Annotated in this window: 21 protein-coding genes and 1 tRNA gene; 8 read left to right on the forward strand and 14 right to left on the reverse strand. The window is 71.7% G+C overall.

From position 1 onward, the window contains the following. Positions 1-167 precede the first annotated feature (167 nt). Positions 168-1,325 carry an LLM class flavin-dependent oxidoreductase gene (locus tag ACH4YP_RS16300; protein ID WP_361059790.1) on the forward strand — a complete coding sequence of 386 codons (1,158 nt, stop codon included), beginning with the start codon at positions 168-170 and terminating at the stop codon, positions 1,323-1,325. Here the strand turns inward: ACH4YP_RS16300 and ACH4YP_RS16305 are convergent. Beyond that, the gene (locus ACH4YP_RS16305; protein ID WP_361059787.1) at positions 1,316-3,460 is read right to left on the reverse strand and encodes an EAL domain-containing protein; all 2,145 of its coding nucleotides are present in this window, start codon (positions 3,458-3,460) and stop codon (positions 1,316-1,318) included. The two genes, ACH4YP_RS16300 and ACH4YP_RS16305, sit on opposite strands and share 10 nt — an antisense overlap. Before the next feature lie 404 nt (positions 3,461-3,864). Between ACH4YP_RS16305 and ACH4YP_RS16310 the strand changes: the two genes are divergently transcribed. After that, the gene (locus tag ACH4YP_RS16310; RefSeq protein WP_398490940.1) at positions 3,865-5,316 is read left to right on the forward strand and encodes a M6 family metalloprotease domain-containing protein; all 1,452 of its coding nucleotides are present in this window, start codon (positions 3,865-3,867) and stop codon (positions 5,314-5,316) included. Positions 5,317-5,416: 100 nt separating this feature from the next. Here the strand turns inward: ACH4YP_RS16310 and ACH4YP_RS16315 are convergent. The 7 genes from ACH4YP_RS16315 to ACH4YP_RS16345 form a co-directional block, all read right to left on the reverse strand. After that, a tRNA-Lys gene (locus ACH4YP_RS16315) sits at positions 5,417-5,490 on the reverse strand. Then, positions 5,481-6,269 (reverse strand): hypothetical protein, encoded by a 789-nt coding sequence (locus ACH4YP_RS16320; RefSeq protein ID WP_398490941.1) that lies wholly within the window; start codon positions 6,267-6,269, stop codon positions 5,481-5,483. Before ACH4YP_RS16320 ends, ACH4YP_RS16315 begins: the two co-directional genes overlap by 10 nt. 433 nt (positions 6,270-6,702) lie before the next feature. After that, positions 6,703-7,068 carry a hypothetical protein gene (locus tag ACH4YP_RS16325; protein ID WP_361059778.1) on the reverse strand — a complete coding sequence of 122 codons (366 nt, stop codon included), beginning with the start codon at positions 7,066-7,068 and terminating at the stop codon, positions 6,703-6,705. Positions 7,069-7,380: 312 nt separating this feature from the next. Beyond that, positions 7,381-8,715, reverse strand: a complete 1,335-nt coding sequence (locus ACH4YP_RS16330; RefSeq protein WP_361059775.1) for an AAA domain-containing protein — start codon at positions 8,713-8,715, stop codon at positions 7,381-7,383. Then, positions 8,712-10,394, reverse strand: a complete 1,683-nt coding sequence (locus ACH4YP_RS16335; protein ID WP_398490942.1) for a hypothetical protein — start codon at positions 10,392-10,394, stop codon at positions 8,712-8,714. The genes ACH4YP_RS16330 and ACH4YP_RS16335 overlap by 4 nt, the downstream gene beginning before the upstream one ends. Positions 10,395-10,596: 202 nt before the next feature. Next, positions 10,597-12,003 (reverse strand): hypothetical protein, encoded by a 1,407-nt coding sequence (locus tag ACH4YP_RS16340; protein WP_398491075.1) that lies wholly within the window; start codon positions 12,001-12,003, stop codon positions 10,597-10,599. Then, entirely contained in the window at positions 11,936-12,931 is a 996-nt protein-coding gene (locus ACH4YP_RS16345) for a phosphatase PAP2 family protein (protein WP_361059769.1), read from the reverse strand. Before ACH4YP_RS16345 ends, ACH4YP_RS16340 begins: the two co-directional genes overlap by 68 nt. 206 nt (positions 12,932-13,137) lie before the next feature. Here ACH4YP_RS16345 and ACH4YP_RS16350 point away from each other — a divergent pair, with 206 nt between their 5' ends. Further along, the gene (locus ACH4YP_RS16350) at positions 13,138-13,734 is read left to right on the forward strand and encodes a histidine phosphatase family protein (protein WP_361059767.1); all 597 of its coding nucleotides are present in this window, start codon (positions 13,138-13,140) and stop codon (positions 13,732-13,734) included. 104 nt (positions 13,735-13,838) lie between these two features. Here ACH4YP_RS16350 and ACH4YP_RS16355 read toward each other — a convergent pair whose 3' ends face one another. Further along, positions 13,839-15,323, reverse strand: coding sequence for a hypothetical protein (locus ACH4YP_RS16355; RefSeq protein ID WP_398490943.1), 1,485 nt, complete (start codon positions 15,321-15,323; stop codon positions 13,839-13,841). Between the two features lie 276 nt (positions 15,324-15,599). On the opposite strand from ACH4YP_RS16355, the gene ACH4YP_RS16360 reads away from it, so the two are divergent. Together ACH4YP_RS16360 and ACH4YP_RS16365 are read left to right on the forward strand one after the other, a co-directional pair. Continuing rightward, positions 15,600-15,968, forward strand: coding sequence for a hypothetical protein (locus ACH4YP_RS16360; protein WP_361059806.1), 369 nt, complete (start codon positions 15,600-15,602; stop codon positions 15,966-15,968). 66 nt (positions 15,969-16,034) lie between these two features. Then, entirely contained in the window at positions 16,035-16,925 is an 891-nt protein-coding gene (locus ACH4YP_RS16365; RefSeq protein ID WP_398490944.1) for a spermidine synthase, read from the forward strand. 70 nt (positions 16,926-16,995) lie between these two features. Here ACH4YP_RS16365 and ACH4YP_RS16370 read toward each other — a convergent pair whose 3' ends face one another. Next, a complete protein-coding gene (locus tag ACH4YP_RS16370; protein WP_398490945.1) occupies positions 16,996-17,550 on the reverse strand; it encodes a hypothetical protein in 555 nt (184 codons plus the stop codon). A gap of 145 nt (positions 17,551-17,695) precedes the next feature. On the opposite strand from ACH4YP_RS16370, the gene ACH4YP_RS16375 reads away from it, so the two are divergent. The 3 genes from ACH4YP_RS16375 (at position 17,696) to ACH4YP_RS16385 (ending at position 21,432) form a co-directional block, all read left to right on the forward strand. Next, positions 17,696-18,409: a response regulator transcription factor gene (locus tag ACH4YP_RS16375; RefSeq protein WP_361059759.1), complete on the forward strand. Its 714-nt coding sequence runs from the start codon at positions 17,696-17,698 to the stop codon at positions 18,407-18,409. After that, positions 18,406-19,809 carry a sensor histidine kinase gene (locus ACH4YP_RS16380; protein ID WP_398490946.1) on the forward strand — a complete coding sequence of 468 codons (1,404 nt, stop codon included), beginning with the start codon at positions 18,406-18,408 and terminating at the stop codon, positions 19,807-19,809. The genes ACH4YP_RS16375 and ACH4YP_RS16380 overlap by 4 nt, the downstream gene beginning before the upstream one ends. Before the next feature lie 135 nt (positions 19,810-19,944). Further along, positions 19,945-21,432, forward strand: a complete 1,488-nt coding sequence (locus ACH4YP_RS16385; RefSeq protein ID WP_398490947.1) for a cellulose binding domain-containing protein — start codon at positions 19,945-19,947, stop codon at positions 21,430-21,432. Positions 21,433-21,614: 182 nt separating this feature from the next. On the opposite strand, the gene ACH4YP_RS16390 is transcribed toward ACH4YP_RS16385, so the two are convergent. From ACH4YP_RS16390 to ACH4YP_RS16405, 4 genes are all read right to left on the reverse strand, one after another. Next, the gene (locus ACH4YP_RS16390; protein ID WP_361059750.1) at positions 21,615-23,045 is read right to left on the reverse strand and encodes a GH1 family beta-glucosidase; all 1,431 of its coding nucleotides are present in this window, start codon (positions 23,043-23,045) and stop codon (positions 21,615-21,617) included. Between the two features lie 175 nt (positions 23,046-23,220). After that, positions 23,221-24,138, reverse strand: coding sequence for a carbohydrate ABC transporter permease (locus tag ACH4YP_RS16395; RefSeq protein ID WP_398490948.1), 918 nt, complete (start codon positions 24,136-24,138; stop codon positions 23,221-23,223). After that, on the reverse strand, positions 24,135-25,163 hold the full coding sequence (locus ACH4YP_RS16400) for a carbohydrate ABC transporter permease (protein ID WP_398490949.1): 1,029 nt from the start codon (positions 25,161-25,163) through the stop codon (positions 24,135-24,137). Before ACH4YP_RS16400 ends, ACH4YP_RS16395 begins: the two co-directional genes overlap by 4 nt. After that, positions 25,160-26,485, reverse strand: coding sequence for an ABC transporter substrate-binding protein (locus ACH4YP_RS16405; RefSeq protein ID WP_361059745.1), 1,326 nt, complete (start codon positions 26,483-26,485; stop codon positions 25,160-25,162). The genes ACH4YP_RS16400 and ACH4YP_RS16405 overlap by 4 nt, the downstream gene beginning before the upstream one ends. Positions 26,486-26,731: the final 246 nt, after the last annotated feature.

Below are 26,731 nucleotides of genomic sequence, written 5' to 3' on the forward strand. Positions count from 1 at the left end.
ACGGGCTGAAAATCAGCCCCTCCGGCGTTTGAGGAGCGGGGGTTCGGGGGCTGGCCCCCGAGTAGTGACGGGAATGGGAAGGGGCGGCGGGGGCGAAGGAATAAAGCGGAGCCATCCTCCTGTTACGGCACCGCGGAGAACGCGTCGTACCAAACAGGAGGACCCCCGTGGCGGCACCGGACCACACCCCCAGCGAACCCGACGAGATCAGGGCGGAGGCGAAGGGCACCGCCCAGGTACCCCTCTCCGTCCTCGACCTCGTCACGGTAGGCGCCGGCCGCACCGCGACGGACGCCCTCCGCACCAGCGTGAAGCTCTCCCGCCTCGCCGAGAGCAGAGGCTTCCACCGCTACTGGGTGGCCGAACACCACTCCATGCCGGGCGTGGCCTCCACCTCCCCCGCCGTGATCCTCGCCCACCTCGCCGCCCACACGACCCGCATCCGCCTGGGCTCGGGAGGCGTGATGCTCCCGAACCACGCCCCACTGGTCATCGCGGAGCAGTTCGGCACGCTCGAAGCGATGGCCCCGGGCCGCATCGACCTGGGCCTCGGCCGCGCCCCCGGCACGGACGGCGCCACAGCCGCGGCCCTCCGCCGCACGGACAGGCTCAACGAGGGCGCCGACGACTTCCCCGAGCAGCTCGCGGAGCTCACCCGCTTCCTGGACGACGACTTCCCGCCCGGCCACCCCTACGCCCGCATCCACGCGGTTCCGGGCCCGATCCAGGCGACCTCCCCCGGCGGGGTCCAGTCCCCGCACCGCCCGCCGATCTGGCTGCTCGGCTCCTCCGGCTTCAGCGCCCGGCTCGCGGGCACCCTCGGTCTGCCCTTCGCCTTCGCGCACCACTTCTCGGCGCAGAACACGGTCCCGGCGCTCGACCTCTACCGCGAGTCCTTCCGGCCGTCGGCCGTACTCGACTCGCCCTACGCCCTGATCGGCGTCTCCACGCTCGCGACGGACGACGAGAAGGAGGCCCGCCGCCAGGTCATGGCCGCCGCGCTCAACATGGTCCGCCTGCGCACCGGCCGCCCCGGTCTGGTCCCCACCCCGGAGGAGGCGGAGGCGTACGAGTTCAGCCCGATGGAGCGGGAGTTCGTCGACTCCTGGAACACGAACGTCATCCACGGCACCGCCGACGAGGTCCGCTCCGGCCTCGACGACCTCCAGAAGCGCACCGGCGCCGACGAGTTGATGCTCACCGCCAACGCCCACAGCGGCGACGTACGCCTGCGCTCCTACGAACTGATCGCGGACGCCTACCAGTTGCCCGCGGCCGGAGAGCCTGAGACCGGAGAGCCCGAGACCGGGGCGCCTCAGGCCTGAGAGCAGGCCGCCGCCGTCAACAGCGCGGAGATACGATCCGGCGCCACCGGCCGGGAGTAGAGCCACCCCTGGCCGGTGTCGCAGCCGATACGCCGCAGCCGTGACGCCTGGCCCGCGGTCTCCACGCACTCGGCGGTGACCGTCAGACCGAGCCGGTGCGCGAGCTGGATCATCGCCTCGACGATGACCTCGTCCGCCGGGTTGGAACGAGCGTCCGGACCCGCGCCGTTCTCGCCGGTCTCGTACTGGAAGCCCCGCACGAACGATCCGTCGAGCTTCAGCACCGAGACCGGCAGCCGGCTGAGGTAGGCGAGGTTCGAGTACCCGGTGCCGAAGTCGTCGATGGCGATGCGTACGCCCATGTCGCTCAGCGCCTGGAGGGCCTGCAGCGGGCGGCCCGCCGAGCCCATCACCGCGGACTCGGTGAGCTCCAGCTGGAGCAGGTGCGGGGCGAGTCCGGTCTCCGCGAGGGTCGCCGCCACGTCCGCCACCAGGTCGGAGTCCCAGACCTGGCGCACCGCCACGTTCACGCTGACGAAGATCGGTTCCGCGTCCGGGTGGTCCAGCTGCCAGCGACGCGCCTGCCGGCAGGCGGTGGCCAGCACCCAGCGGCCCAGCTGCACGATCGAACCGTCTTCCTCGGCAAGTCCGATGAACCGATTCGGCGTCAGTGTGCCGAACTGAGGATGGTTCCATCGCACCAGCGCCTCGACCCCGCGCACCCCGCCGTCCTCCATGCACACGAGCGGCTGGTACTCCAGCGCGAACTCGCCCTTCTCGATGGCCGGTCGGAGCGTGGAGGAGAGGGCCTGGCGGGTCATCCGGTGGGCGTTGCGCTCCGGGTCGAACAGCGTCCAGCGGGACTTGCCGTCGGCCTTCGCCCAGTACAGCGTCGTGTCGGCGGCCTGCATCAGACCGGTCGCGGTGGTGCCGGCCGCGTGCCGTTCGACGACACCGATCGAGGCCGACACCGAGAGCCGCTGCCCGGACAGGTCGAACGGCACCTGCAAGGACTTCAGTACGGAGTCGGCGAGGTCCGCGAGCTGCTCCGTACCCGTGGAGTCCTCGACCAGCAGGGCGAACTCGTCGCCGCCGAGCCGGGCGACCAGCGGGGTGGCCGCCCGCGCGTACCCCAGCTCGTTCGCGCAGCGCGTCAGCCGCTCGGCGACGGCCGCGAGCAGCCGGTCGCCGACGCGGTGGCCGAGCGTGTCGTTGACCGCCTTGAACCCGTCGAGGTCCAGATAGCAGAGCCCGATCCGGCCGGTGCCGGACTCCTCGTACGCCTCAGCCTCCAGCGCGGCCGAGAGCCGCTCGAAGAACAGGGTGCGGTTGGGCAGCCGGGTCACCGGGTCGTGCATCTGCAAGTGGCGCAGCCGGGCCTGGAGTTCGCGGCGGGCGCTGATGTCGGAGACCGAGAGCAGCACCGCGCGCTCCTCCTCGGGCAGCGGACTGACCGTCACCTGGGCCCAGAGGGAGTGGCCGTCGGGGTGTTTGAGACGTCGGGTGCAGCGCAGCCTGGCCTGGCGCCCGCGGAGCACCTCGCGGTACGCGTGCCACGTACGGGCGTCCGAGGCGAGGTCCACCAGGTCGGCGGCGATCCGGCCGGTGAGCCCTTCCGGACCCGCACCGAGGAGCGCGCCGAGGGTGTCGTTGGCCGTGACGACCAGGCCTTCCCGGTCCACGACGGCCATCGCGAGGGGAGCGGCGGCGAAAGTGGCGCGGAATGTACGTGTGCCGGCCTCGATGTCGGTACCGGCACGGGTTCCGGAGCCGCCACCGGGATGAGAGCGGGCATGGGCGTCGGCACGGGGATCGATGCCCGTGTGGGGGTGGGCGTCGGCGTCGAAGTCGATCCCGGGGCGCGGCGCGAGGCCGGCCGGGGGACCGGCGGAGAGCCGGGCCGGAAGTCCCGCCGACAGAGCGGACGGGAATCCGGCGAGGAAGTCGGCCGGAAGCCCGGCCGGTAGCTCGGCGGGGAGTCCCGCCGAGAGGTTCAGAGGGGGTGCGACCAGGGATTCGACGCGTGGGACCCGTTCCTCGTGAGGAGGGGTCCCGACGCGACGAGAGGCCGCGATGTGACTCTCTGTGACGGCCGGCCGGACGAGGTCTACCGCGGGCGCCGGCCCATCGGACATTCCGCTCACCGTTCGCTCCCGCTGTGCACTCGTTCGTCGTACAGGTCTCGTCGGGGGTCGGCCGGTGGTGGACGGCCGCTCTAGCCGTGTCCGCGCAGGAAAGTGTGCCGATCATAGAGGTTGGCCGTAGGGCCTTCCAGCTACTGTCCAGTGTCCCGGATGAACCCCCCTCTCTGACAGATCGTTTCTGCCCGCAGCTGGACGGGTTCCTTCCCTGGTCGATCACTTGTGACGTTCCGTGAGTGCTCGGGGTGTCGCCGCGTCCTGGCGCCCCCCTGGCGCTCCCCGATGTTCTCGGTCGGATGTCGGCCCTCTCACTCCTTTGGTTCAGATAAACAGGGCTTAAGTGATCAAACCGGCACAGGCTGGGTGCGGTATCCCGAATTCCGCATCCGGAGGTCGACGTGCCGCGTCTGCTCCCCCTCAAGGGGCTCACCCGTGGCGGGGTTCGACCCCGTTGGCGAGGCCTCGGCCGGCCCGGTCCGGGGTGGCCCGGTCCTGGCCGACGCGGTACGGGCCGGCGTGTACCGGCATGGTGGGGGCAGACCTGGCGGGAGCGGTGGTGGCACGCGCCCGCGGCCGTGTTCACCTCCATGACCGCCCTCGCCGCCACCTCCCTCGTGACGGGCCCCTCGGTCGCCGTGCCGCTCTCCATGCCGTGCGCCCTCAAGCGCACCGAGGCGCACCACTCGGAGGGCGTGGACACCTGGAACGCCGCCTATCCGCGCCCCACCAGCCGCCTCGACGCGGTGATGGTCTTCCTCTCCTTCCCGGACGCCGACCCGCTGACCACGCCGGACGAACTGACGGCCGACTACTTCCCCGCCACCAGCCGCTTCTTCGAACGGGCCTCGTACGGCAGGTTCCAGCTCCGCCCGCACCCGCTCACCGAGTGGATCCGGATGCCGCGGGCCTCCACCTCGTACGCCATACAGCGCGACTGGAACGCGGCGGCGCGCTCGGCGTATCTGCGCGACGCCCTCGCCGCGGCGGACGACCAGGTCGACTTCTCCCGCTACGACATCGTCTACTTCGTCGCCGACCCGGACGCGCCCGGCGTGGACTCGGACGCGACGAAGGTGGTGAACATGGACACGCCGCTGCGGGCCGACGGGAAGGACATCCGACGGGTCGTCACGGTCTTCGAGAAGCATCCGCCGGACCGGCTGGTCCTGGCCCACGAGACCGGGCACGTCTTCGACCTGCCCGACCTCTACCACCGCCCCGCCGACGGCAAGGGCGACTGGGACACGTACGTCGGCGACTGGGACCTCATGGGCAGCCAGTTCGGCCTGGCGCCCGACCTGTTCGGCTGGCACAAGTGGAAACTCGGGTGGCTGGAAACACGCCAGGTGGCGTGTGTGCGGGGCGCGGGCGGACGGGGTACACGGCTCACGCTGGAGTCTCTGGGGGCGGGGCCCGGGGTGGCCGCGGCGGGTTCGGAGGACTTCGGGAGGGCGGGTCTTCCCGGTGCTTCCGGTGCCGGGCCGGAGTCGGAAGGCGTCGGATTCGGGTCCGGGAACGGGACGAAACTGGCGGTGGTGCGGACCGGGCGGGACTCAGCGGTCGCCTTCGAGGCGCGCGGGCCGGTCGGCAACGACACGGCGGTCTGCTCACAGGGAGTGCTCGTCTACCGTGTGCGCGGCGGGACGCAGTCCGGCGGCGGCCCGATCGAGGTCGTCGACGCGCACCCCTCGTCCGCGGACTGCTGGTACGACTCGGTCTATCCGCCGCTCGCCGACGCGCCGGTCGGGCTCGGGGAGAGTTTCACCGTGCCGGGCGAGAACATCCGCGTCGAGGTGGAGGGCCGGACGGCCTCGGGGGCGTGGACGGTGACGATCTCCACCGGGCGTTGACCTCCTGGGCGGGGTCCACGCCCGGTCGGCCGCCGGGGTGCGGGCGGCATGTCGGCATGCGAAAAGCCCCTCGCTCTCGCGAAGGGCTTCTCACTGTCTGTGCGCCGCCAGGGACTCGAACCCCGGACCCGCTGATTAAGAGTCAGCTGCTCTAACCAACTGAGCTAGCGGCGCTTGCTGACGTCGTAGACCTTAGCATCCTGATCGGCGGGAGGAAAAATCGATATCCGGGGCTCGGGAGAGGGTCCGGGGGAGGGCTCGGGGATGGGTCGGCGGGCCCCTGACCGGGCCGCTCGTATCGCCGCCCAGAGCAGGATCGCCGGGGTCGGCAGCCAGGGGTGACGGGTGTCGGGAGCGACCAGCCAGCGGGATTCCGCGGGGGGACGGGAGTCGCCGATGCGGGTCGCGGCCGGGGCGGTCGCGGCGGGGGGCGGGACCGTCACCGCGTCTCCGGTGCCGTGGCAGAGGAGGGGTGGGACGGTCCGGGTCCGGTCCGAGGCGCCGCCCGAGCCCCACTCCTCCCACTCCAGGAGTGCGGGCAGCCGCTGTGCGGTGCCCGGCGCGGCGAACAGCAGCATCCGGCCCCGGTAGGTGGCCACGGGGCCCGATCCCGGGCCCTCGTCCCACAGCCGGTCCAGCATGCGGCGGCCGAAGATCGCGGGCGCGTTGACGACATCGAAGGCAGAGCCGCAGGACAGGACGACCGGCGCGGTGGGCCGGTCCTCCCAGTGGGCGAGCGTGCCGCGCGGGTACGTTCCTGTCGAGGCGAGCCAGGCGGCGCCCTCGGCGGTGACCCCCGACACGTCGAACCGGTCGGGGAGCGGTTCGACGGGGCCGGGGCCCGTGGCGTGGCCCGCGTTCGAGCCGGGGGCGGGGGTGGGGGCGGGTTCGGGACCGCGGCCTGAGCCGGGGCTGTCGGGGGCGGTGCCTGCCGGGTTCCGATCGCTGCTCATGTCGTCTAGAGCTACCGGGGGTGAACGGCCTGTCCCCGAGGGTTGCGGGAATGGGGGACAGGGAGGTGCGGGGTGGGGTATCTTGCCCGCCTGGCATATGCCACCGGTTGTTTTCGGCTGAGAGTGGCTTGGATGCACCGCTGACGCGCGAGCGACGCACGGGTGTCCGGGATCCGGTTGCCCGTACGGCTTGAGCGGTGGGTTCGGCGGCGGGGCTGGCGGGCCGGCCTGGGCGCCCCGCCTGCGCGCCGTGTCAGCGTGTCGTGTCCGGCTGGCCTGTCTGCGCGCGGTGCTTGAGTGCCGTGCTTGCGTGCCGTGCCTGCGTGCGGTGCCTGCGTGTTGCCTTTCCGTGCGATACCGAGTCCTTGCGCGCCGCCGACGTGTGACCGGCGTGCCGCCGGGCGCTCGCTGGCGCTTCCCTCGACGTCGGCGCTCAGACCGGGTCGGCGTACCCCTCGGCGTCCGCGCCGCGCAGCAGTTCGCGGCCGAACTCGACCATCTTCTTCGCGTAGTCCTCGGTCCACTCGGCCCGTTCGGCGATCTGCGCGGGCGTCAGCCGGTCGAACCGGCGGGGATCGGCGAGCTGCGCGGCGGCCATCGCCTGGAACTCGACCGCCCGGTCGGTGGCCGCGCGGAACGCGAGGGCCAGCTCCGTGGCCCGGTCCAGCAGCGCCGAGGGATCCTCTATCGACTCCAGGTCGAAGAAGTGCTCGGGATCGGCAGCAGCCTCCGCGGGCTCGAAGAGCAGCGGCGCGGGGCGAAGCCGCGGCTCGTTCCGACGCGGCGTGGGCTCCGCCATGACTTCTCCTCCTCGTACGGTGGTCGGCCCGCCCGTGTGTGAGGGGCCACCGTCCATTGTCCCTTGACTGCGCAAGAGTGCCTCGGGGCACGGCTGACCGGCCCTGATGCACGCTTTCTCCTACCCTTCGCGCTCCCTCACGACTCCCATGCCACCCGGTGCTCCGCCAGATGGGACAGCACCGCGTGGTTCGCCTCCCAGCCGTCGGGGCTGTATCCATCGGCCGCCTTCGGCGGCGTGCCGGACTCCGTCCGGCGGAGCGGGGCGGAGTCGAGCCGGGCGCCTGTTGTCCAGGTGCCCGGGGCGGGCCGATCACGACTCCCATGCCACCCGGTGCTCCGCCAGATGGGACAGCACGGCGTGGTTCGCCTCCCAGCCGTCGGGGAACTTCACCGTGACGCCGAGCTGGACCGGTTCCGTGGACGGGTGGTCGTCGAGGAGGTCGGTGACGCCCGCGCGGCAGACGACGATGCAGGCGTGGCGGTGGCGGGAGGCCAGGACGCACAGGCGGCCCGTTTCGAGGTGGAAGGCCGTCGCGTCCGGGCGGCCCGACAGGGGGTGCAGGACGACCGTCACGTCGTACTCGCGGCCCTGGAGGCGGTTCGCCGTGTCCACGGTCACGTCCGTGACGCCCAGCTCCGCCAGGGCCGATCGGACGGCCGCCGCCTGGTCGCGGTGTGCGGTGCCGACGGCGATGCGGTCGGCCGTCAGCGGGGCCGGGTCCGAAGAGCGCTCCGAGGTCGCCGCGCCGCCCCGGTCCAGGAGGCGGCGTACGACCTGGGCCAGTGCCCGGATCGCCTCCGGGTCCGTGCGCGGGGTGTTCCGGGCGGGCAGCTCCAGCAGGCCCCAGCCCGATTCCGCCGCCTCGTCGATGACCCGGTCGGGGCCCGAACCGTCCGACGGGACGGCGAACGCGAGGCGGCGGTCGCCGTGCCCCGTGCCGCTGCGGAACGGCGTGAAGGGGTAGAACGCGTCCGAGACCAGCGGCGCCGCCGACGCCGGCAGCCGCCAGGACACGGGGAGGCGGTGCTGCGGCAGCTCCGGGTTGTGGGCGAGGAGCGTCGTGACGGCGGAGGCCGAGGGGTCGTACGACAGCCCTGCCCACTGCTCGCTGCCGACGATCGCGAACGGGTCCAGCTGGCCCGGGTCGCCCACGAAGAGCGCCCGCTCGAACAGCCCGGCCACGGCCAGCAGCGCGTCCGACCGCATCTGGTACGCCTCGTCGACGATCGCGTGCCGCCACGGCTCGACACCCTTGACGTGCGCCCACTTCGCGGCCGTCGAGATGACGACGTCGAGCCCGGCGAGGTCCCCGGCCTTCGCGGACTTGCGGACGTTCGGCAGGTCGTCGAGCGCCTTGTCGTACGGGTCCGCGTCGCTGCTGTGCAGTCGGCCGACGGGCAGTTCGGGGTTCTTCTCGGCGAGCCGCAGCACCAGGTCGTCGACCTGCGCGTTCGTCTGCGCGATGACCATCAACGGGCGCCCCGCGTCGGCCAGTTCGAGCGCGGCACGTACGACGAGCGTGGACTTGCCGGCGCCGGGCGGGGAGTCGACCACGACCCCGCGGGACGTCCCGTGCAGGGTGTCGCGCAGGATCGCGTCGGTGGCGCGGGCGGCCTCGGCGCCCGGATCGAACACGGTGGTCACAGGACGTCCTCTTCGGTCACGGCGTCGGGCTGCACCTCTAGTCGCGGGGCGGCGGCATCGGTCTCGCCGGGCGGCCCGCCGTGCGTCCACGGCGTGTCCTCCGGGTCGGGCAGCTTCGCACCGCCCCGCTGCTCGTGCTCGAAGAGCGTGAAGCAGACGAGGTCGCCCTTCTCCGGTACGGATCCGGTCTCGGGCTCCTTGCCGCGGCCCATCTTGTCGACCACGCGCAGCACGACCAGGGAGCCGAGGGTGTCGCCGTGACTGTCGTCGCTGTGGTCGCCCTTGTCCTCGCCTCCGCCCTCGTCCTCGCCCTCGTACGGACGGACGTACTCGACGAACTCGGCCGCCTGCGCCTTGCCGCCGAGCGACCGGTAGACCTTGGCTCGCTCGCCGAAGTGCGGTCGGTCGTCGGTGCGGACGGTCACGAGGGGGCGCGGGCTGGGGCGCTTGCCCTCGCTGTACGCCATCACGACATCCGTGACCTCGCCCGCGAAGGCCTCGCCCGCGAGCCGTCGGCCGGCCATGACGAGCGGGTCGTCGAGGGCCTCCTGGGCGTCCAGACGGGCCTGTTCGCGCTCGCGCGTGGCGAGTTTGTTCGCCGCCGTGACCGCGTCGTCGCGGCGCGGCTGTGGGGGCTCGCCGGCCAGGACCCGGTCCCGATGGCCGGTGAACGACCAGCGGTCCCGGGTCCACCGGTCGGCCGCGTGGGCGCCCTCGGGGAGGGCTCGCAGGAGGTCGAGGCCGTGCCACACCGCGTCCCAGGTGGGGCGGGTGCGGCTCTCCACGAGGTCGCGGATCTGCCGCTCGGCGGCGGTGAGTTCACCGAGTCGGTCGTCCGCCTCGATGCCGTCCTCGGCGGCCGCGAGTGCCGTACGCGCGCGGTCGTACTGCTCGATGGCGGGGGCGAGCAGTTTGTTGTCGAACGCCGGGTCGGTGGCGGGCCCGGCCGGCGGGCAGAGGAGCTGTCCCTTGCCGTCCCGCCGCAGCTCGGCCCGCAGCGCGGCCTCGGCCCCGGACTCGCCCCGCGGCGGGTCGATCCAGGCGAGCAGCGCCGCGAGGTGCTGGTCCTCCAGGCTGGACTGCCCGGTCGCCCAGTGCCGGGACAGGACGTCGGTGAGCGCGAGGAGGAGCGAGGATCCGGGTACGCGGGACCGCTCGCCGTAGTGCGTCAGCCATCGGCCGAGCAGCGGTACGCGCGGGGGTGCCGGGTGCGGTGTCTCCGGGTCCTGCTCGGCGGTGCGGCGGAAGCGCATGGAGCGGCCGAGCAGCCGGACGAAGTCGATGCCCGACCGGCTCGGGACGATCAACTGCGGTGCGTCCGCGCACAGTTCGACCTCGACCTTGACCCGCTTGCCGGTCTCCGGGTCGGTCTCGTTGCGCTCGGCCGGCTCGACGTCGTCCGCGTACGCGTCGATGTACGGCAGGACGATGTCCGCCAGCTCGGCGAGGAACGCGAAGCGGAGGTCGCGGTCGCGGGGCTGCGGAACGACCAGGAGGCGGGGGGTCTCGCGGTCCGTGCCGACCAGCGCCCCCAGCGGGGCCCCGGCTTCTCCCGCGGTGGTCAGCGGTACGAAGACGAGGGGGTGCTCGGAGAGGTGCCGGTGGCGGGTGGTGGCCAGGGGCTGGGCTCGGCCGGTGTCCACGGCTTCCAGGCGGGCGAGGGTGGTGATCAGCGACATGGGGCTGCCTCCCGGGAGGGGCGGGCCGAGTGGTGCGGTGTCGTATGTGCGGGTTGTGTTCTGGCTGCGGGGCGCTCCGCGGGGTGCGGTGTTGTACGTGCGGGGCGGTGGGGGGTGCTCGCGCAGTTCCCCGCGCCCCTTTCGGGGCGGGGCTCTGCCGTCTGGGTGGGGTGGCCCGGTGTGCGTCGGGGCCGGGAGGACTTCAGCACGCCGCCCGTCCTGAGGACTCGGCCCGCGGTCCTTCCGCACTGCCCAGCAGCTCGGCTCCCGGCCTTGCCCCGGCGCCCAGGGCTTCCGCCCGCAAGGTTGCCGCTCTGCGCAGAGGGGCAACCGCCGGGTCGTTCGGGTCGCCGGTTTCGCCGCGGGCCGCCGACAGGACGTCGTCGACTGTCGTCAGGCCGCCCAACTCGGCGCGAAGGGAGCGGCCGAGTGACGTCACCGCGCCCTCCGCCCGGGAGTGGTCGCGGCAGTGGAAGGCCAGTTCGCAGGCGGAGAGGCACTCGGGGGCGTAGGTCGCCGGGACCGATTCCACCGCGGCCGTCAGGTCGGCGGTGGGGAGCTCGGGGGAGAAGCAGGTGCCCTCGGGGAGCAGGTCGGCGATGTCCTCGATGCGGGTGAGGCGGTCCAGCTGGCGACGGGTGACCGAACGCTGCTTGCGGACGTCGACGGCGGACGCGGTGGGGAGGTTGGAGAAGTCCTTGGGGCAGACCAGCAGCACTGTGTGCCGCACCTCGGGCGGGCGGCGGGTGCGGACACCGTCCTGCGTGTTTTGTGTCCCGGTGGTCCCGGTGGTCCCGGTGGTCCCGGTGGTCCCGGTGGTCCCGGTGGTCTCGGCCGGTGTCGCCGGGGCGACTGCGGGGAGGTCCGAAGAGGCGAGCGTGGTGAGTGGGGTGAGCGGGATTGCCCCCGCGCCTCCTACGTCCCCCGCGTGCCCCTCCGGTCCCGCGCCGAGCCGGGCCGCCACCCGCTCCAGTGCCAGGACGTACACCGCGGCCTGGCGGGCGGCCGCGCCGACCTTCGCCGCGTCCGCCGAACCGTCCAGCATCGGGAAGGACTTGATCTCGACGACGGTCCAGCTGCCGTCGGGATGCACGACGACCGCGTCGGGCTCCAGGAAGGCGGGGGAGCCCGCGACGTCCAGGGCGAGCAGGGGGTGGTCGAGCAGCGTCCAGACGCCTGCGTCGGTGGCCTCGCGCAGCGCCAGGGCCGTACGGGCTGTACGGCCCTCGGGGCCGACGGCGGACAGGTCGGGGACGGTGCCGGTGGTGGGCGGCTCGGCCCCCGCGTCCAGCTTCTCGTGCACGAGCCGCAGCAGCTCCGCGCCGCCGTCGGCCTTGACCCGCGCCTCGAAGGCGTTGCCCCGCATGAACGCGAACTGCGACTGCCCGAAGGCCGAAGGCGAGCCGAGCGCGCTCGCCAGTACGGCCTTGTTCACCCCGGCCCCGTCGAGGATCGCGCGCCGCTTGCACCCCGGGTTCGCGGCGAGGGCCGCGAGGGCGCGCGCGTCGAGCGGCTGCGGCGGGACCTCGGGGCCGCGCAGCTCAGCGAGCCGCTGCCGGAGCCCCGTCCTCCGCGCCGGGGGGACTCGCTCCCGGTTCGGCTCCCGCAGGGGCTCCCGGCTCGGCGGTACCCGGGACGGCTGGGACCTTGCGCTGTCGGGGAATTCGCTCACCCGGCGAAGTCTGGCACCCCGCACTGACAATTGAGGACCCTGCGCCGTACGAGGCGCCTGTGGAACCCTCGGTGCCCGGTGCGAAGGGCCGGATCCCCAGCCGCGCCCGGAGCGTGTCCGCGAGCCGCAGCACCGGCCGGGTCAGCAGGAACCCGATGCCCATCACGACGAAGCCCGCGACCGCGTCGAGGAAGTAGTGGTTGGCGGTGCCCATCACCACGATCGTGGTGATCAACGGGTACAGGACCGCCGCGACCTTCGTGAGCCGCGTGCCGCCGTACATCCAGAGCAGCACACCGCACCACAGCGCCCAGCCGCAGTGCAGGCTCGGCATCGCCGCGTACTGGTTCGTCATGCCGCCGAGCCCGCGCGGCGCGCTCGCCTCGCCGCCCCACCAGCCGTAGTCGCTGTACTGGGCCATGGTGTCGACGAACCCGTGGCTCGCGGACAGCAGCCGCGGCGGGCAGGTCGGCAGCAGCGTGAAACCGATCAGACCGATGAACGTGGACGTCATCAGCCAGGTCCTGGCCGCTCTGTAGCGCACGGCACGGGACCGGAAGAGCCAGACCAGGACGGCCGGCGTGACCAGGTAGTGCAGCGACGCGTACCAGAAGTCGGCCGGTATGCCGATCCAGGGCTCGCGGGTGAAGAGACGGTTCAGCGGGTGCTCGGCGTTGAGGAAGAAGAACTTCTCGACGCGCAGGATCGCCAGACCGTGGTCGACGGCGCTGGTCACGTCCCCGCGCGCGAGGAGCCGGCCCGCCGAGTACGCCCCGTACACCAGCAGGATCAGGGGCAGCTCGGTCCACCAGCGGAGGCGGGATCGTGGTGCCGCCTCGGTGCTCGGTGCATCGGTCCGCAACATCCGATCCCTCCCCCTCCTGCTTACCGGCCGCAATGACCTGGCCCAATTTACGTTCTGTGCGCGCGCCCCGTGGCCGCGCCCCCTGGTGCTCATAGACGCAGAGATCGCCCAGCGGGTTGCCAAACCTGTGAGTGAGCGATGATGGATCGATCCACCCCTCGTTCCCCTGCGGTTCACCGCTCGATCTTCCCCGAAAGGCCCCTTCCATGGCACCGCGTTTCCTGCTGGCCCGGCACGGACAGACGGAATGGTCGCTGTCCGGCAAGCACACCGGCAGGACCGACGTCCCCCTCCTGGAGGAGGGCAGGCGCGGCGCCAAACTGCTCGGGGAGCGCCTGCACAGGGCCCCGCTGGACGGCCTGCCCGGGGTGGAGATCCGTACGAGTCCGCTGGCACGCGCGCGTGAGACCTGCGAACTCGCCGGGTTCGGCGACCGGGCGACCCCCTGGGACACGCTCATGGAGTGGGACTACGGCGCGTACGAGGGCATGACCCCCGACGAGATCCGGGCCGGCCGTCCCGACTGGCTGATCTGGCGGGACGGGGTGCCCCGGGGCGAGACCCTCGCCGAGGTCTCCGCGCGCGCGGACGAGGTCGTCGAGTGGGCCCGCTCCGCGGACCGTGACGTACTGGTCTTCGCCCACGGACACATCCTGCGCTCCATCGGCGCCCGCTGGCTCGGCCTGGACATCGATTTCGCGGCCCGTATCCGCCTCAACCCGACGTCCCTCTCGGTCCTGGGCTGGGCCTACGGAGAGCCCGCGATCGAGACGTGGAACGACTGCGCTCACCTGGCGGCGTAGTCCGGTCGCGGCACCCGGGCCCTCAAGGGGCGCGGGGAACTGCGCGATCGACCCCCATCGGCCCGCAGCCATGTCACAAGGCCCCGACCGCGGAGCGCACCCGCTCAGGCCGGTCGAGGCAGCGCCCCGTGCCGCTCCAGGAAGTCCGACACCCCCGACGCGCGGCGGTGCGGCAGCAGCACCCGGGCCGTCCCCGCCAGCATCGTCTGCACGCGGGACGACTGGACCTCGTCCAGCAGGTCCAGGACGCGCAGCCCGGCCGCCGCCGCCTCGTCGGGGTGCCCGGCGCGGGCCAGGTCGTCGGCCAGCTCGGCCGTGTAGAGCGCGAGGTTGCGGGTGAAGTGCGGGTCCTGGAGCCGGGTCGCGCGCCGTGCCTGATGGGCAGCGCGCGACCAGTCGCCCAGCGTCGACCAGCACTGGGCCTCCAGACCGGCCAACTCGGCGTCTCCGTAGAAGCTCATCCACTCCGGATCGGTGTCGCACGGGCCGCGCCCGTACAGCGCCTGTGCTCGGGTCAGCGCCTGTTCGCAGCCCCTGCGGTCGGCGAGCCCGGCCCAGCCGCCCGCCTCGCGCAGCGAGAGGAGCGACAGCAGCCGCGACGAGCCCAGCGGACGTGCCGCGTACTGGGCCGCCTGGGCGGCCCGGACCGCCTCGCGCGGCCGCCCCGCGTCCCGCGCGAGGAAGGACGTGTTGCAGAAGGCGTGTGCCTCCAGGGCCGGGTCCCCGGCCACCCGGGCGGTCGCGAGCGCCTCCGCGTAGTGCGAACGCGCGTCCTCGAAACGCCCCGAGTCGTGTGCCAGCCAGCCCACGGAGATGGCCAGCTCACCGGCCCCCGTGTGCAGCCGCTCGGCGGTCGCCCGCCGCGCGGCGCCCGCGTCCAGCAGGGCGTACGCGGCCCGCAGCGGAGCCGACGCCCTGCGGTACAGCCCGTCGGCGCCGTGCCGGTCGTCCAGCAGCCGGATCTTGCGTACGGCCTCCTCCAGCGCTCCCGCCTCGGCCTCGCCTGCCCGGCGCGCGGAACGGTCCGCGGCCGCGGCGGAGCCGCTGAACGCGAGCCCTATGGGGCCCAGTGAGGCGGCCGCCACGGTGGCGGTACCGCCGCTCATGAATGCGCGACGTTGCACGTCGCTCTCCTCGTGGTTCTGGTCGTCGATCTCGTGCGGGTCATACCGGTCGTTCGGTTCGTGCGTGGCGTACGTGGAGTCATACGGCTCGTACGCCCCGTCCGTCTCATGCGGGGCGTACATCGGGCTCGTGGTGCGCGGGTCGGGCGCCTCCTCGAAGGTGCGCGCCCCCCGGCCGCGTACCGCCGAACGGGGCACGAAGCCCAGGTCCGTGAGCGTCCGGCCGGGGAACATGTGCAGGAACACCCGCTCGTACGCGTAGTTGGGACACCGGATCTCTCCCGCTTCGACCCGCCCGATGTAGCGCGCGTCGCAGCTGACCTGCTCGTCGATCTCCCGGGCGGCCCGTCGCACCGCCGCGGCGAACTCGCCCGGCGAGCGCTGACCGCGCAGCCGCCGGAAGACGAGATTCGGCCGCGTCGGCCGAGGTGACTGGGACGACGAGGTCATCGGTGACGACGCCATGGCCGGGCCCTCTCTCACGAACCGTCGAACCATGCCGGAAACGGGGCGAGTTGATCATGTTGTCGACCTGGCCGCACCTGTGTTTCCAGCGGGCACGAACGTACCCGCTGTGACGAGTCCACCACTCGGGGTTTGGCTACAAAACGGATATCTCATCCCTGATCTGCCATGAACTGCCATCCTTTGCGGCCGAGTTTCGCCGTAGCCGTTGACGCCGCACGGCGTTGAACCATGCGGTGTGCCCGATCGAGGAGGGGTTCCGTGGTGGAGGCCAGGATGGAGAGCAGGCAGAGCGGCGATCCTTGTGATCTCGTGACCGTCCCCGCTCGGCAGGGGCTGGAGGCGGTCGACATCCTGCGGCGCGGTGCGTCGGCGGAGGCCGTCGGCCCCGTCCTGCACGACGACAGCTGCGACACGCTCGGCTTTTTGGTGCCGTCGGGGACGGCTTCCGCCTGGGACGTCCCGGGCAGTACGTGTACGCGGACGGACGGGCGGGGGCTTCGGCTGGCGCCGGAGCCGCCGGTCGAGGGGTCGGACTGGCTGTTGCCTCCTGGGGAGGCCGAGCTGGCCACCGATCCGGCTGTGCTGCGGGCGGCGTTGGGGGAGGCGGCCCGGTTGATCGAGGCGGCGGACAACTGCCGTTGAGGCCGGGCGGGGGCGGGAGCCTGCTGTCGCTGGGCCGAACCGACCGGTGCCGTCGATAATGGGTGGATGGCACGGGCTAAGAACAAGCGGGCGGACGACAAGCGGGGCGGTGACAGACGTGTTGCCGCCTCTGCCGTCGTCGAGAGTGTGGACGGGGGGCTTGCCGAGCTCATGCCCGACCGGGATCGGGCGCGCGCCTGGACGCTGCTCATCGACGGGGCCCCGCAGTCGCACGTCGACCTCGACGACCCCTCGTATCTGAGCTTCGAGTACCAGCGTCGGCTCGGTCACGTCATCGATCTCGTCGCCCCGCCCGGCAAGCCCGTACAGGTCGTGCACCTCGGTGGCGGCGCCTTCACCCTCGCCCGGTACGTGGCCGCCACCCGGCCCCGCTCCACCCAGCAGGTCGTCGAACGCGACGCGGCGCTCGTCCAACTGGTCCGCAGGGAACTGCCGTTGGACCCGAACGCCCGGATCCGCGTACGTTCCGTCGACGCGCGCGAAGGGCTCGCCAAGGTGCCTGACGGCTGGGCGGACCTGGTCATCGCGGACGTGTTCAGCGGGGCACGCACCCCCGCGCATCTGACGTCGGGCGAGTTCCTCACCGACGTACGCCGGGTCGTCAACGCCGGTGGCCTGTACGCCGCCAACCTCGCCGACGGCCCGCCCCTCGCGCATCTGCGCGGCCAGATCGCCACCGCCGCGGGTGTCTTCCCCGAACTCGCCCTCATCGCCGACCCGACGGTCCTGCGCGGCAAACGCTTCGGCAACGCCGTCCTGATCGGCTCGGCGCTCCCCCTCCCCGTACCGGAACTGACCCGCCGCGCCGCCTCCGACCCGCACCCGGCAAGAGTCGAACACGGCAGGGCTCTGCGGGACTTCACCGGCGGAGCGACCCCGGTGACGGACGCGGCGGCGGTCGCCTCACCGGCACCCCCGCCGTCGGTGTTCCGGTAGATATCCCGTCAACTGTTCCACTCGGGGTGGCGAAGGTGCCCGCAGACGAACAACGAACTCCGCAGCTCACTCAGTAGTCGTTGATCTCAACCCGCGGAGCGGAGTCGTGCCACGTGCAGAACACCGAAACCCGATCCGCCCCGGCCGAGAACTCCACCCGAATCCACGTCTCGGTCTTCCACACCTGCATCGACCACCCGGACGCGGGCGTCGCGGACACCAGCGAGGCGTACGACTTGCCGAGGTCGAACACGGCCCGGCCCCCATCGGTGTCGTAACTCTTCACCTCGCCGGAGGCACCCGCGCCGGCCCCTGGACCGGCGGCCGTCGACTTCGAGGGCGAGGAGGGCGGGGGAGGGGATGCGGACGAAGACGGGGCGGAGGGCGAACGCCCCGCATTCGGCTCGCGGCTCTTCGACGGCCCGGGTCCGGACTCGGGCCGACTCGTCGAGGAGGCAAGCGGCTTCGCGCCCTGCGCGGTCGTCCCGTCCGCCGTGATCGGCAGCGCGCGCGGCGGGTCGTAGGCCGTCCCCGCCATCACCGTGTGGACACCCCACCACGACAGCGTGACCGCCGCGCCCGTGGCGAGCGACCAAGCCAAACCGTGTACGAGTCCTCTGCGCATCGCGGGCCATACTGCCCCACGCGCCCCACACATGTCCCCTGTCGGCACTGCTGTCGGTGCCGCTGCCAATGCCCCTGTCCGTACTGCCGGGCGGTTATCCACAGGCCCCGGACCGGCCCAACTCTTATGGCGTACGGTGCGGGCCATGGCAAGTGTGCTCGTGGTCGAGGACGACCAGTTCGTGCGCTCCGCCCTCATCCGGCATCTGACCGAGGCCGCGCACACGGTGCGCAGTGTCGGTACGGCACTTGAGGCGCTGCGCGAGGTCGCCCATTTCCGTTTCGACGTCGTGATCCTGGATCTGGGCCTCCCCGACCTGGACGGGTCGGAGGCGCTGAAGATGCTGCGCGGCATCACCGACGTGCCCGTGATCGTCGCGACCGCGCGGGACGACGAGACCGAGATCGTGCGGCTGCTGAACGACGGCGCGGACGACTACCTGACCAAGCCGTTCTCGGTCGAGCACCTGGCGGCACGCATGGCGGCGGTGCTGCGCCGCGCCCGTTCCTCGGCCGGCGGGGCCCCGCCGTCGCCGGAGATCCGCGTCGGTGGTCTGTCCATCGACCCGCTGCGCCGCCAGGCCGAACTGGACGGCGTACGCCTGGATCTGACCCGGCGCGAGTTCGACCTGCTGGCCTTCCTCGCCGGGCGGCCCGGGGTCGTCGTGGCCCGCAGGGAACTGCTTGCCGAGGTGTGGCAGCAGTCGTACGGGGACGACCAGACCATCGACGTCCATCTGTCCTGGCTGAGGCGGAAGCTGGGCGAGACGGCGGCCCGCCCGCGCTATCTGCACACCCTGCGCGGAGTGGGTGTCAAGCTGGAGCCGCCGGGACCCCCGGGAGCGGAGCCGCCGCGATGAGGTGGGCACTCGTCAAGGTCTGTGTGGCCGTCACCACCATGGTCGTGGTGGCCTTCGCGGTGCCGCTCGGGCTCGTCATCAGGGAGATGGCAAGGGACCGCGCGTTCTCGAACGCCGAGCGGGAGGCCGCGGCCATCGCCCCCGCCCTCTCCATCACCACCGACCGGGACCAGTTGGAGAAGGTCGTCGCCTCGGCGGGCTCGGACGCGGGGATGGCCGTCCACATACCCGCGAGCGACGGTGTGGAGGCGGTCGACCTCGGCCGCCAGCGCGCCGTCGGCAAGGACATCGCCACGACCCGGAAGCTGGGCCGGGCCTCCACCACCGAGGTCCCCGGCGGCTCCACGCTGCTCCAGCCCGTCGCGCTGAGCTCGGGAAAGATCGCCGTCGTCGAGGTGTACGTGCCCGAGTCGGAGGTCACCAACGGCGTGGCCACGGCCTGGGCCGTGCTCGCCGGGGTCGGCATAGCGCTCATCGTCGGCTCGGTCGCGGTGGCCGACCGGCTCGGCGTACGGATGGTGCAGCCGGCGCGGCGACTGGTGGAGAGCGCGCATGAACTGGGGGAGGGGAAGCTGGGCGCCCGGGTGCCCGAGGAGGGGCCGACCGAACTGCGGCTCGCGGCGGTCGCCTTCAACTCCATGGCCGACCAGGTCGTCCAACTACTGGCGAACGAGCGGGAGTTGGCGGCCGACCTCTCGCACCGGCTGCGTACGCCACTGACGGTGCTGCGGCTGAACGCGGCCTCGCTGGGGGACGGGCCCGCCGCCGAGCAGACCCGGGCCGCCGTCGCGCAGCTGGAGCGCGAGGTCGACACGATCATCCGGACCGCCCGGGACGCCAAGCCGCAGACCGCGGCGATAGGGGTGGGCGCCGGGTGCGACGCGGCCGAGGTCGTCCGGGAGCGGATGGACTTCTGGTCGGCGCTCGCTGAGGACGAGGGCCGCAAGGTGCGGGTGGCCGGGGTCGACCGGCCGGTACGGATACCCGTGGCCCGCGCCGACCTGGTGGCCTCGCTCGACGCGCTGCTCGGGAACGTGTTCCGGCACACCGCCGAGGGCACGGCCTTCGCGGTCGACGTGCACAACGGCGAGGACGCCGTCATCGTGCTCGTCTCGGACGCGGGCCCGGGCATCACCGACCCCGAGGCGGCGATGGCGCGGGGCGGCGGATCGGGCAGCGACGGCTCGACCGGGCTCGGCCTCGACATCGTGCGCCGGCTCGCGGAGTCGACGGGCGGGGACGTACGGATCGGGCGCTCCGTGCTGGGCGGCACCGAGGTCCGCATCTGGATCCAGCTCGACGGCCGGGAGCCCGAGCGGCGAGGTCACCGGGGCTCGGTGCGCCGACGCCGGTCGGCCAAATTGGTCTCGACCTTTAACCGGTCCCGATCCCTTCCTTAAGCGCACCCTAAGATCCCCAACCCCCGTCCGGATCAGGCCGTTTGCCCGTTTCCGGCTCGCTAGCGTGCTGCCGCACCCCACCCCCCTTCCGTGACCCCCTCGGGGACTCCCGGAACAGCGAAGGCAGGCACGCCCATGAGCACCCACCGGCGCACGGTCAACGGCAGGAACAAGGCGATCGGAGGCGTGGTCGCCGCGGCCGTGGTCGGCGGTGGAGCCCTGGTGTTCTCCGGTACGGCACAGGCGGCCGGCGTCGGCGCCGCCTACACCAGGACCAGCGACTGGTCGACCGGCTACACCGCGCAGTACGTCGTCACCAACGACACCGGCACGGCGAAGCCGGACTGGACGCTGGAGTTCGACCTGCCGTCCGGTGCCAAGCTGAGCTCGCTGTGGAACGGCGAGTCGAGCGTGAGCGGCCGGCACGTCACCGTGAGGCCGCCCGCCTGGGACAAGGACGGGCTGGCCAAGGGCGAGTCGGTGACGGTCGGCTTCGTGGTGAACGGCTCCGGCACCCCCACCGGCTGCCTCATCGACGACGCCAAGTGCTCGGTGGACGACGGGGCGACCCCGGAACCGACCGGCCGCCCGACGGGGACGGGGACGGGCACTGGGACGGGGGCACCGAAACCCACCGCGACGACCCCCACGGCCACCGCCTCCCAGACGTCGGGCACCGCGGCCTCGCCCACCGCCTCGCCCTCCGAGTCCACCGGCGACGGCACCGCGGCCACCGCCGGCTTCGCGCCCTACGTCGACACCTCCCTCTACCCCGCCTTCGACCTGGTCGCCGCCGCGACGGCCACCGGCGTGAAGGACTACAACCTCGCCTTCGTCACGGACGGCGGCGGCTGCACCCCCAAGTGGGGCGGCGTGACGGACCTCGGCACCGACGCGGTCGCCGCGCAGATCGGCGCCCTGCGCGCCAAGGGCGGCGACGTCCGAGTCTCCTTCGGCGGCGCGGCCGGCTCGGAACTGGCCCTCAACTGCCCGTCGGCGGACGCCCTCGCGGCGGCGTACGAGAAGGTGGTGGACGCGTACAGGCTCACGAAGGTCGACTTCGACGTCGAGGGCGGCGCGCTCCCCGACACCGCGGCCAACACCCGCCGGGCGAAGGCGATAGCCACGCTTCAGGCCGAACACCCGGACCTGGACGTCTCGTTCACCCTCCCCGTCATGCCCGAAGGGCTCACCCAGGACGGCGTGAACCTCCTGTCCAACGCCAAGTCGAACGGCGTCGGCATCGACACGGTCAACATCATGGCGATGGACTACGGCCCGGCGTACAGCGGCGACATGGGCACCTACGCGGAACAGGCCGCGACGGCGACGCAGGCGCAGATCAAGGGAGTTCTGGGCCTGTCCGAGTCCGCCGCCTGGAAGGCGGTCGCCGTCACCCCGATGATCGGCGTCAACGACGTGGTGACGGAGATCTTCAAGGTCGACGACGCCACCCAGCTCGTGGACTTCGCCAGGTCGAAGGGGATCGGCTGGCTCTCCATGTGGTCCGCCACCCGCGACAAGCAGTGCCCCGGTGGCACCAAGCCCTCCGCCGACGCGACCTGCAGCTCGATCCTCCAGGACCCCCACGCCTTCTCGAAGGCCCTCGCCGCCTACAAGTAGACCGACGGGCAACCAAGCAGACCGACGAGCAGCCCGTAAGAAGCCCAAGCAGCCATCCCCGCACGGGGGTTACGCGCCCCGGCCGGCCTGCCCCCCACCCGGCCGGGGTTCGCGGAGGGGCGCGGCACTCCCCTCACAGTGCCGCGCCCCGTCCCCCGCCCGGGTCCCCCCTGAGGGAAGGGCTATTCGGTCGTGTTCGCCGGCGGAAGCGCTCCCGTCCGGGCCGCCTCGCCGTACCAGAGGGCGCTCGACTTCGGCGTACGGGCCTGGGTCGCGTAGTCCACGTACACCGCGCCGAAGCGCTTGTCGTAGCCGTACGCCCACTCGAAGTTGTCCATGAGGGACCACAGGTAGTAGCCGCGGACGTCCGCGCCGTCGGTGATCGCCCGCCGTGCGGCCGACAGATGGCCGTGGAGGTAGGCGATGCGCTCCGGGTCGTGGACGCGGCCGTCCGGGTCGGGCTTGTCGTCGTACGCGGCGCCGTTCTCGGTGATGTAGAGGGGGAGCCCGGGGGCCTCCCTCGTGTAGCGCATGATCAGCTCGTGCAGGCCCGACGGGTCGATGGCCCAGCCCATCTCCGTACGCTCGCCCGGAGTCTGATGAAACATCACATCGTCCGCGCCCGGCCACGGCGAGTGGTCGCTCGCGCCGTGGCCGTCCGCGCGCGGGCCGCTCAGGGCGGTGTCGGCGGCGCCGACCAGCGTCGGCGTGTAGTAGTTGAGGCCCAGCGCGTCCAACGGCTGGTTGATCAGGGCGAGATCGCCGTCCAGGACGTACGACCAGTCCGTGACCGACGACGTGTCGGCCAGCAGGGTCTGAGGGTACGCGCCGTGCAGCATCGGGCCGTGGAAGATGCCGTTGGCCAGGTCGTCGATACGCCGGACCGCCACCAGGTCCGCCGGATCCTGCGAACGCGGCCTGACGACAGACGAGTTGAGGCTCACGGCGATGCTGTTGCGGGCCGGCATCGCGGTGCGCAGCGCCGAAGTCCCGAGCCCGTGCGCCAGGTTGAGGTGGTGCGCGGCACGCAGCGACGCCTCCGGGTCCGTACGCCCAGGAGCGTGCACCCCGGATCCGTAGCCCAGGAACGCGCTGCACCAGGGCTCGTTGAGCGTGATCCACTGCTCGACACGGTCGCCGAGCGCCTCGCCGACGATCTGCGCGTACTCGGCGAACCGCAGCGCCGTGTCGCGCTCGGGCCAGCCGCCCGCGTCCTCCAGCTCCTGGGGCAGGTCCCAGTGGTAGAGGGTGAGCGCGGGCTTGATGTTGTGGGACAGCAGCTCGTCGACCAGGCGGCGGTAGAAGTCCAGGCCGCGCTGGACGGCGGGGCCGCGGCCGGTCGGCTGCACCCGGGACCACGACACCGAGAAGCGGTACGCGGTCAGGCCCAGCTCCGCCATGAGGGCCACGTCGTCGCGGTACAGGTGGTAGTGGTCGTTGGCGATGTCGCCGTTCTCGCCGCCCGCCGTCTTGCCGGGGGTGTGGCTGAAGGTGTCCCAGATCGAGGGCGTACGGCCGTCCTCCCGCACCGCCCCCTCGATCTGGTACGCGGAGGTGGCCGCGCCCCAGAGAAAGGCGGGCGGGAAGGTCACGGGCGTTGCGGGCTCAGGCATGGAAGCGCTCCCATGGGAGGAAAGGTCGTAGAAGACCAGGGATATAGGGTCGGAGGGGGAGTGGCAGGGGCCGAGGCAGCGGCGGCTCGGCCCCTTCGGCCGGGCGCGGCGGTTCGCCCCGTCCGGCCGGACACCGCAAGGGCCGACTCCGCAGGGCGAAGGCGGGTGCGGCGGTTCAGCCCTTGATCGCGCCCTGCATGATCCCGCCCACGATCTGCCTGCCGAACAGCAGGAAGGCGATGAGCAGCGGCAGGGTGCCGAGGAGCGCGCCCGCGATGATCACCGCCTGGTCGGGGACGTAGCCGGTGCCGAGCGAGTTCAGGGCGACCTGCACGGTGGGGTTCTGCTGGTTGAGCGCGATGATCGGCCACAGGAAGTCGTTCCAGGCCATCACGAACGTCAGCAGCCCGAGCACGGCCATCGCCGGCCGCGCCGCCGGGAAGACGACGTGCCACACGACGCGCAGACTGCTCGCGCCGTCGACCCGCGCCGCCTCGATCAGCTCGCTGGGCAGCGCCTGTACCAGGTACTGCCGCATGAAGAACGTACCGAAGGCGCTGACCAGGGTGGGCAGGATGACCGTCTGCAGCTGGTTGGACCAGCCCAGCTCGCTCATCCACAGATACAGCGGTACGACCGCCAGCTGCGGCGGGATCATCATCGTGCCGATGGTCAGCAGCAGCAGGACGTTGGAGAACTTGAACCGCAGCTTGGCGAAGGCGAACCCGGCGAGCGTGGAGAACAGGACCGTGCCGACGGTGATGGTCCCGGCGACGATCGTGCTGTTGAGCATCGCGGTGCCGAGGCCCGCCTCCTCCCACGCGGTCTCGAGGTTCTTGAACAGGTTCCCGCCGATCCACAGCGGCGGCGGTGACTGGGCGAGCCGCGCGTTGGTGCGCGAGGCCGCGACCACCGTCCACAGCAGCGGTGCCAGCGAGACGAGGGCGAAGACGGCCAGGACGACGTACGTGAGGGGGCCCGCGTGCAGCTGTTTGCCCGCGCCGAGCATCCGACGGCGCCCGGAGCCGTTCCGGCCGGCCTTCCCCGCTGTCTCCTCCTGCACCTGAGGGGGCGTCAGTTCACTTGTGGTCATTGGGACTTCCTCAGCCGTCGGGTGATCAGCAGGTTGATCGCGGCGACGATCAGCAGGATCAGGAACATCGTCCAGGCGATCGCGGACGCCTTGCCGAGGTTGCCGATGATCCAGCCCTGGTCGTACATGTACAGGCCGAGCGTCTGGTACTGGTGCTCGGAGCCGCCCTTGGAGCCGCTGAGCCCGCCGAACAGGAGCGGTTCACCGAACAGCTGCGTCGCGCCGATCGTGGAGACGACCACCGTGAACAGGATCGTCGGCCGCAGCATCGGGATCGTTACATGGCGGAACTGCTGCCAGCGGCCCGCGCCGTCCAGGGACGCCGACTCGTACAGATCGGCGGGGATCGCCTGCATCGCCGCGAGGTAGATGAGGGCGTTGTAGCCGGTCCACCGCCAGATCACGATCGAGGAGACGGCGAACTGCGAACCCCAGTCGGACTCCCGCCAGTTGACCGGGTCGATCCCGACGAAGTGCAGCAGCCAGTTGATCATGCCGCCGTCCCAGGAGTACAGCAGCACGAACACCAGGGTCGCCGCCGCCACCGAGGTGGCGTACGGGGTGAGCATCACGACCCGCCACACGGTGGAGCCACGCAGCTTGTAGTTGAGCAGGTGCGCGATTCCGATCGCCATGATCAGCTGCGGCACGGTCGAGATCACACCGATGGTGAAGGTGTTCTGCAGCGCGTTCCAGAAGAAGTCCGAGGACAGCAGGTTCTTGTAGTTGTCCAGGCCCACCCAGGTCTGGTTGTCCAGGTTGGACAACTGCACGTTGTGCAGCGAGTACCAGGCCGTGTAGAGCAGCGGGATGAGCCCGAAGGCCCCGAAGAAGATGAAGAAGGGGGCGATGAACGCGTACGGCGACGCCTTCATGTCCCAGCGGTACAGCCGACTGCGCCAGGAGTCGGGGTCCGGGGGCGGTGTACCGCGACCGTGAGCACGGCACGCCGCGCCCGGCTGGTGGCCGGGCGCGGCGTCGGCGCTCGTCGCTGTTCGCGCGAGAGCCTGCTTGGAGCTGGTCACTGGCCGAGCACGTCCTTGATCTCAGCCTTGGCCGCGTCCCAGCCCTGGGCCGGGGTCTTGCCCTTCTGCTCGACCTGCACGATGCCGATGTCGTTGATCGCGGTGCCGATCGGCTGGTCCTTCACGCCGAAGATCTGCGTGGGGATGGTCTTCGCCGAGTCGGAGAAGATCTGTGCGATCGGCGCGTCCGAGAAGAACGCCGTGGTCGCGGCGAGCGGCTTCAGGTTCGGGTAAGCCGCCGGGGTCGACGGGAAACTCGCCTGCTTGGCGAAGACCTTCGCCTGCTGCTCGGGTGCGGTCAGCCACTTCGCCAGCGCGATGGCCTCCTTCTGGTGCTTGCCCGCCGTCGGCACACCGACGAACGCGCCACCCCAGTTGGCCGCGGTCGGCGCCGCCGCCACGTCCCAGTTGCCCTTGCCCGACTCACCGGACTTCTCCTGGATGTAGCCGATCATCCATGCGGGGCAGGCCAGCGCCGCGAAGCTGCCCTTGGAGAGAGCCTGGTTCCACGGGTCCTCGAACTGCTTCAGCTTCGCCGACATGTTGCTGGTCGCCACGGTCATGGCGTCGTTCCAGGCCTGCTTCACGCCCGTGGACTTGTCCCAGATGACGTTGCCGTCCTTGTCGTAGTACCGCTCGGTCTCGCCACCGAGCGAGGCGTTGTAGACCGAGGAGGCGGAGTCCACGAACTTGGTGCCGCTCGGCGCCTTCTTCATGTAGTCCTTGCCGAGGTCGACGAACTTGGACCAGTCGCCCTTCCACTGCGCGGCGAGCTTGGTGCGGTCCGTCTCGATGCCGGCCTTCTTGAACAGGTCCTTGCGGTAGCAGACCGCCATCGGGCCGATGTCGGTGCCGAGGGCGATCGTCTTGCCGTCCTTGGTGGTGGCCTGCGCGGTCTTCCAGTCCAGCCACTGGGACTTGTCGACCTCCTTGCCGAGGTCGACGAACTTGTCGGCCTGCGTCTGCACGGCCTCGGCGACGTTGCCGATCTCGATCGCCTGGATGTCGTCGGTACCGGAACCGGCCTGCAGACGGGTCAGGGTCTTCGGCCAGTACACGTCGGTCTTGGTGGTGACGTTCTCCTTGATGGTGATGTCCGGGTTCTTCTTCATGTACTCGTCGTAGAGGCCGGCCTGCTTGTAGCCGAAGACTCCGAAAGTGCCGATGGTCAGCGTGGTCTTGCCACCGCCGCCGCTGCCGCCGTCCGAGTTCGACGAGCCGTCGTCCGAGTCCTCGGCGCAGCCGGCGAGCAGCCCCGTCGTCAGCGCGGCGACGACCGCGAGGGTCATCAGCCTGCGGGACCCGCGGGTACTCGTGAGCATTGCGTCCTCCTGTTGCCTGACGTGCCGACCCCCCGGCCAACTGCATTGTTGGGCCCGTTAGTTCACGCTGCGGCTCGGGCGGGGAACGTGCGGGATGTGTATGTGTCAGGTACTGTGGGAGCGCTCCCACAGGTGATGTGTTGAAGGTTCGTCGCTCGGCGCGGGGGTGTCAAGGGAGAGGGCATAGAGATATGTCTTCAGTTATCGGGCTGTTAGCTAACGGAGGTTGGGTTCGGGAGAGTAGGT

Source organism: Streptomyces sp. NPDC020747 (genome assembly GCF_044334695.1).
GTDB lineage: Bacteria > Actinomycetota > Actinomycetes > Streptomycetales > Streptomycetaceae > Streptomyces.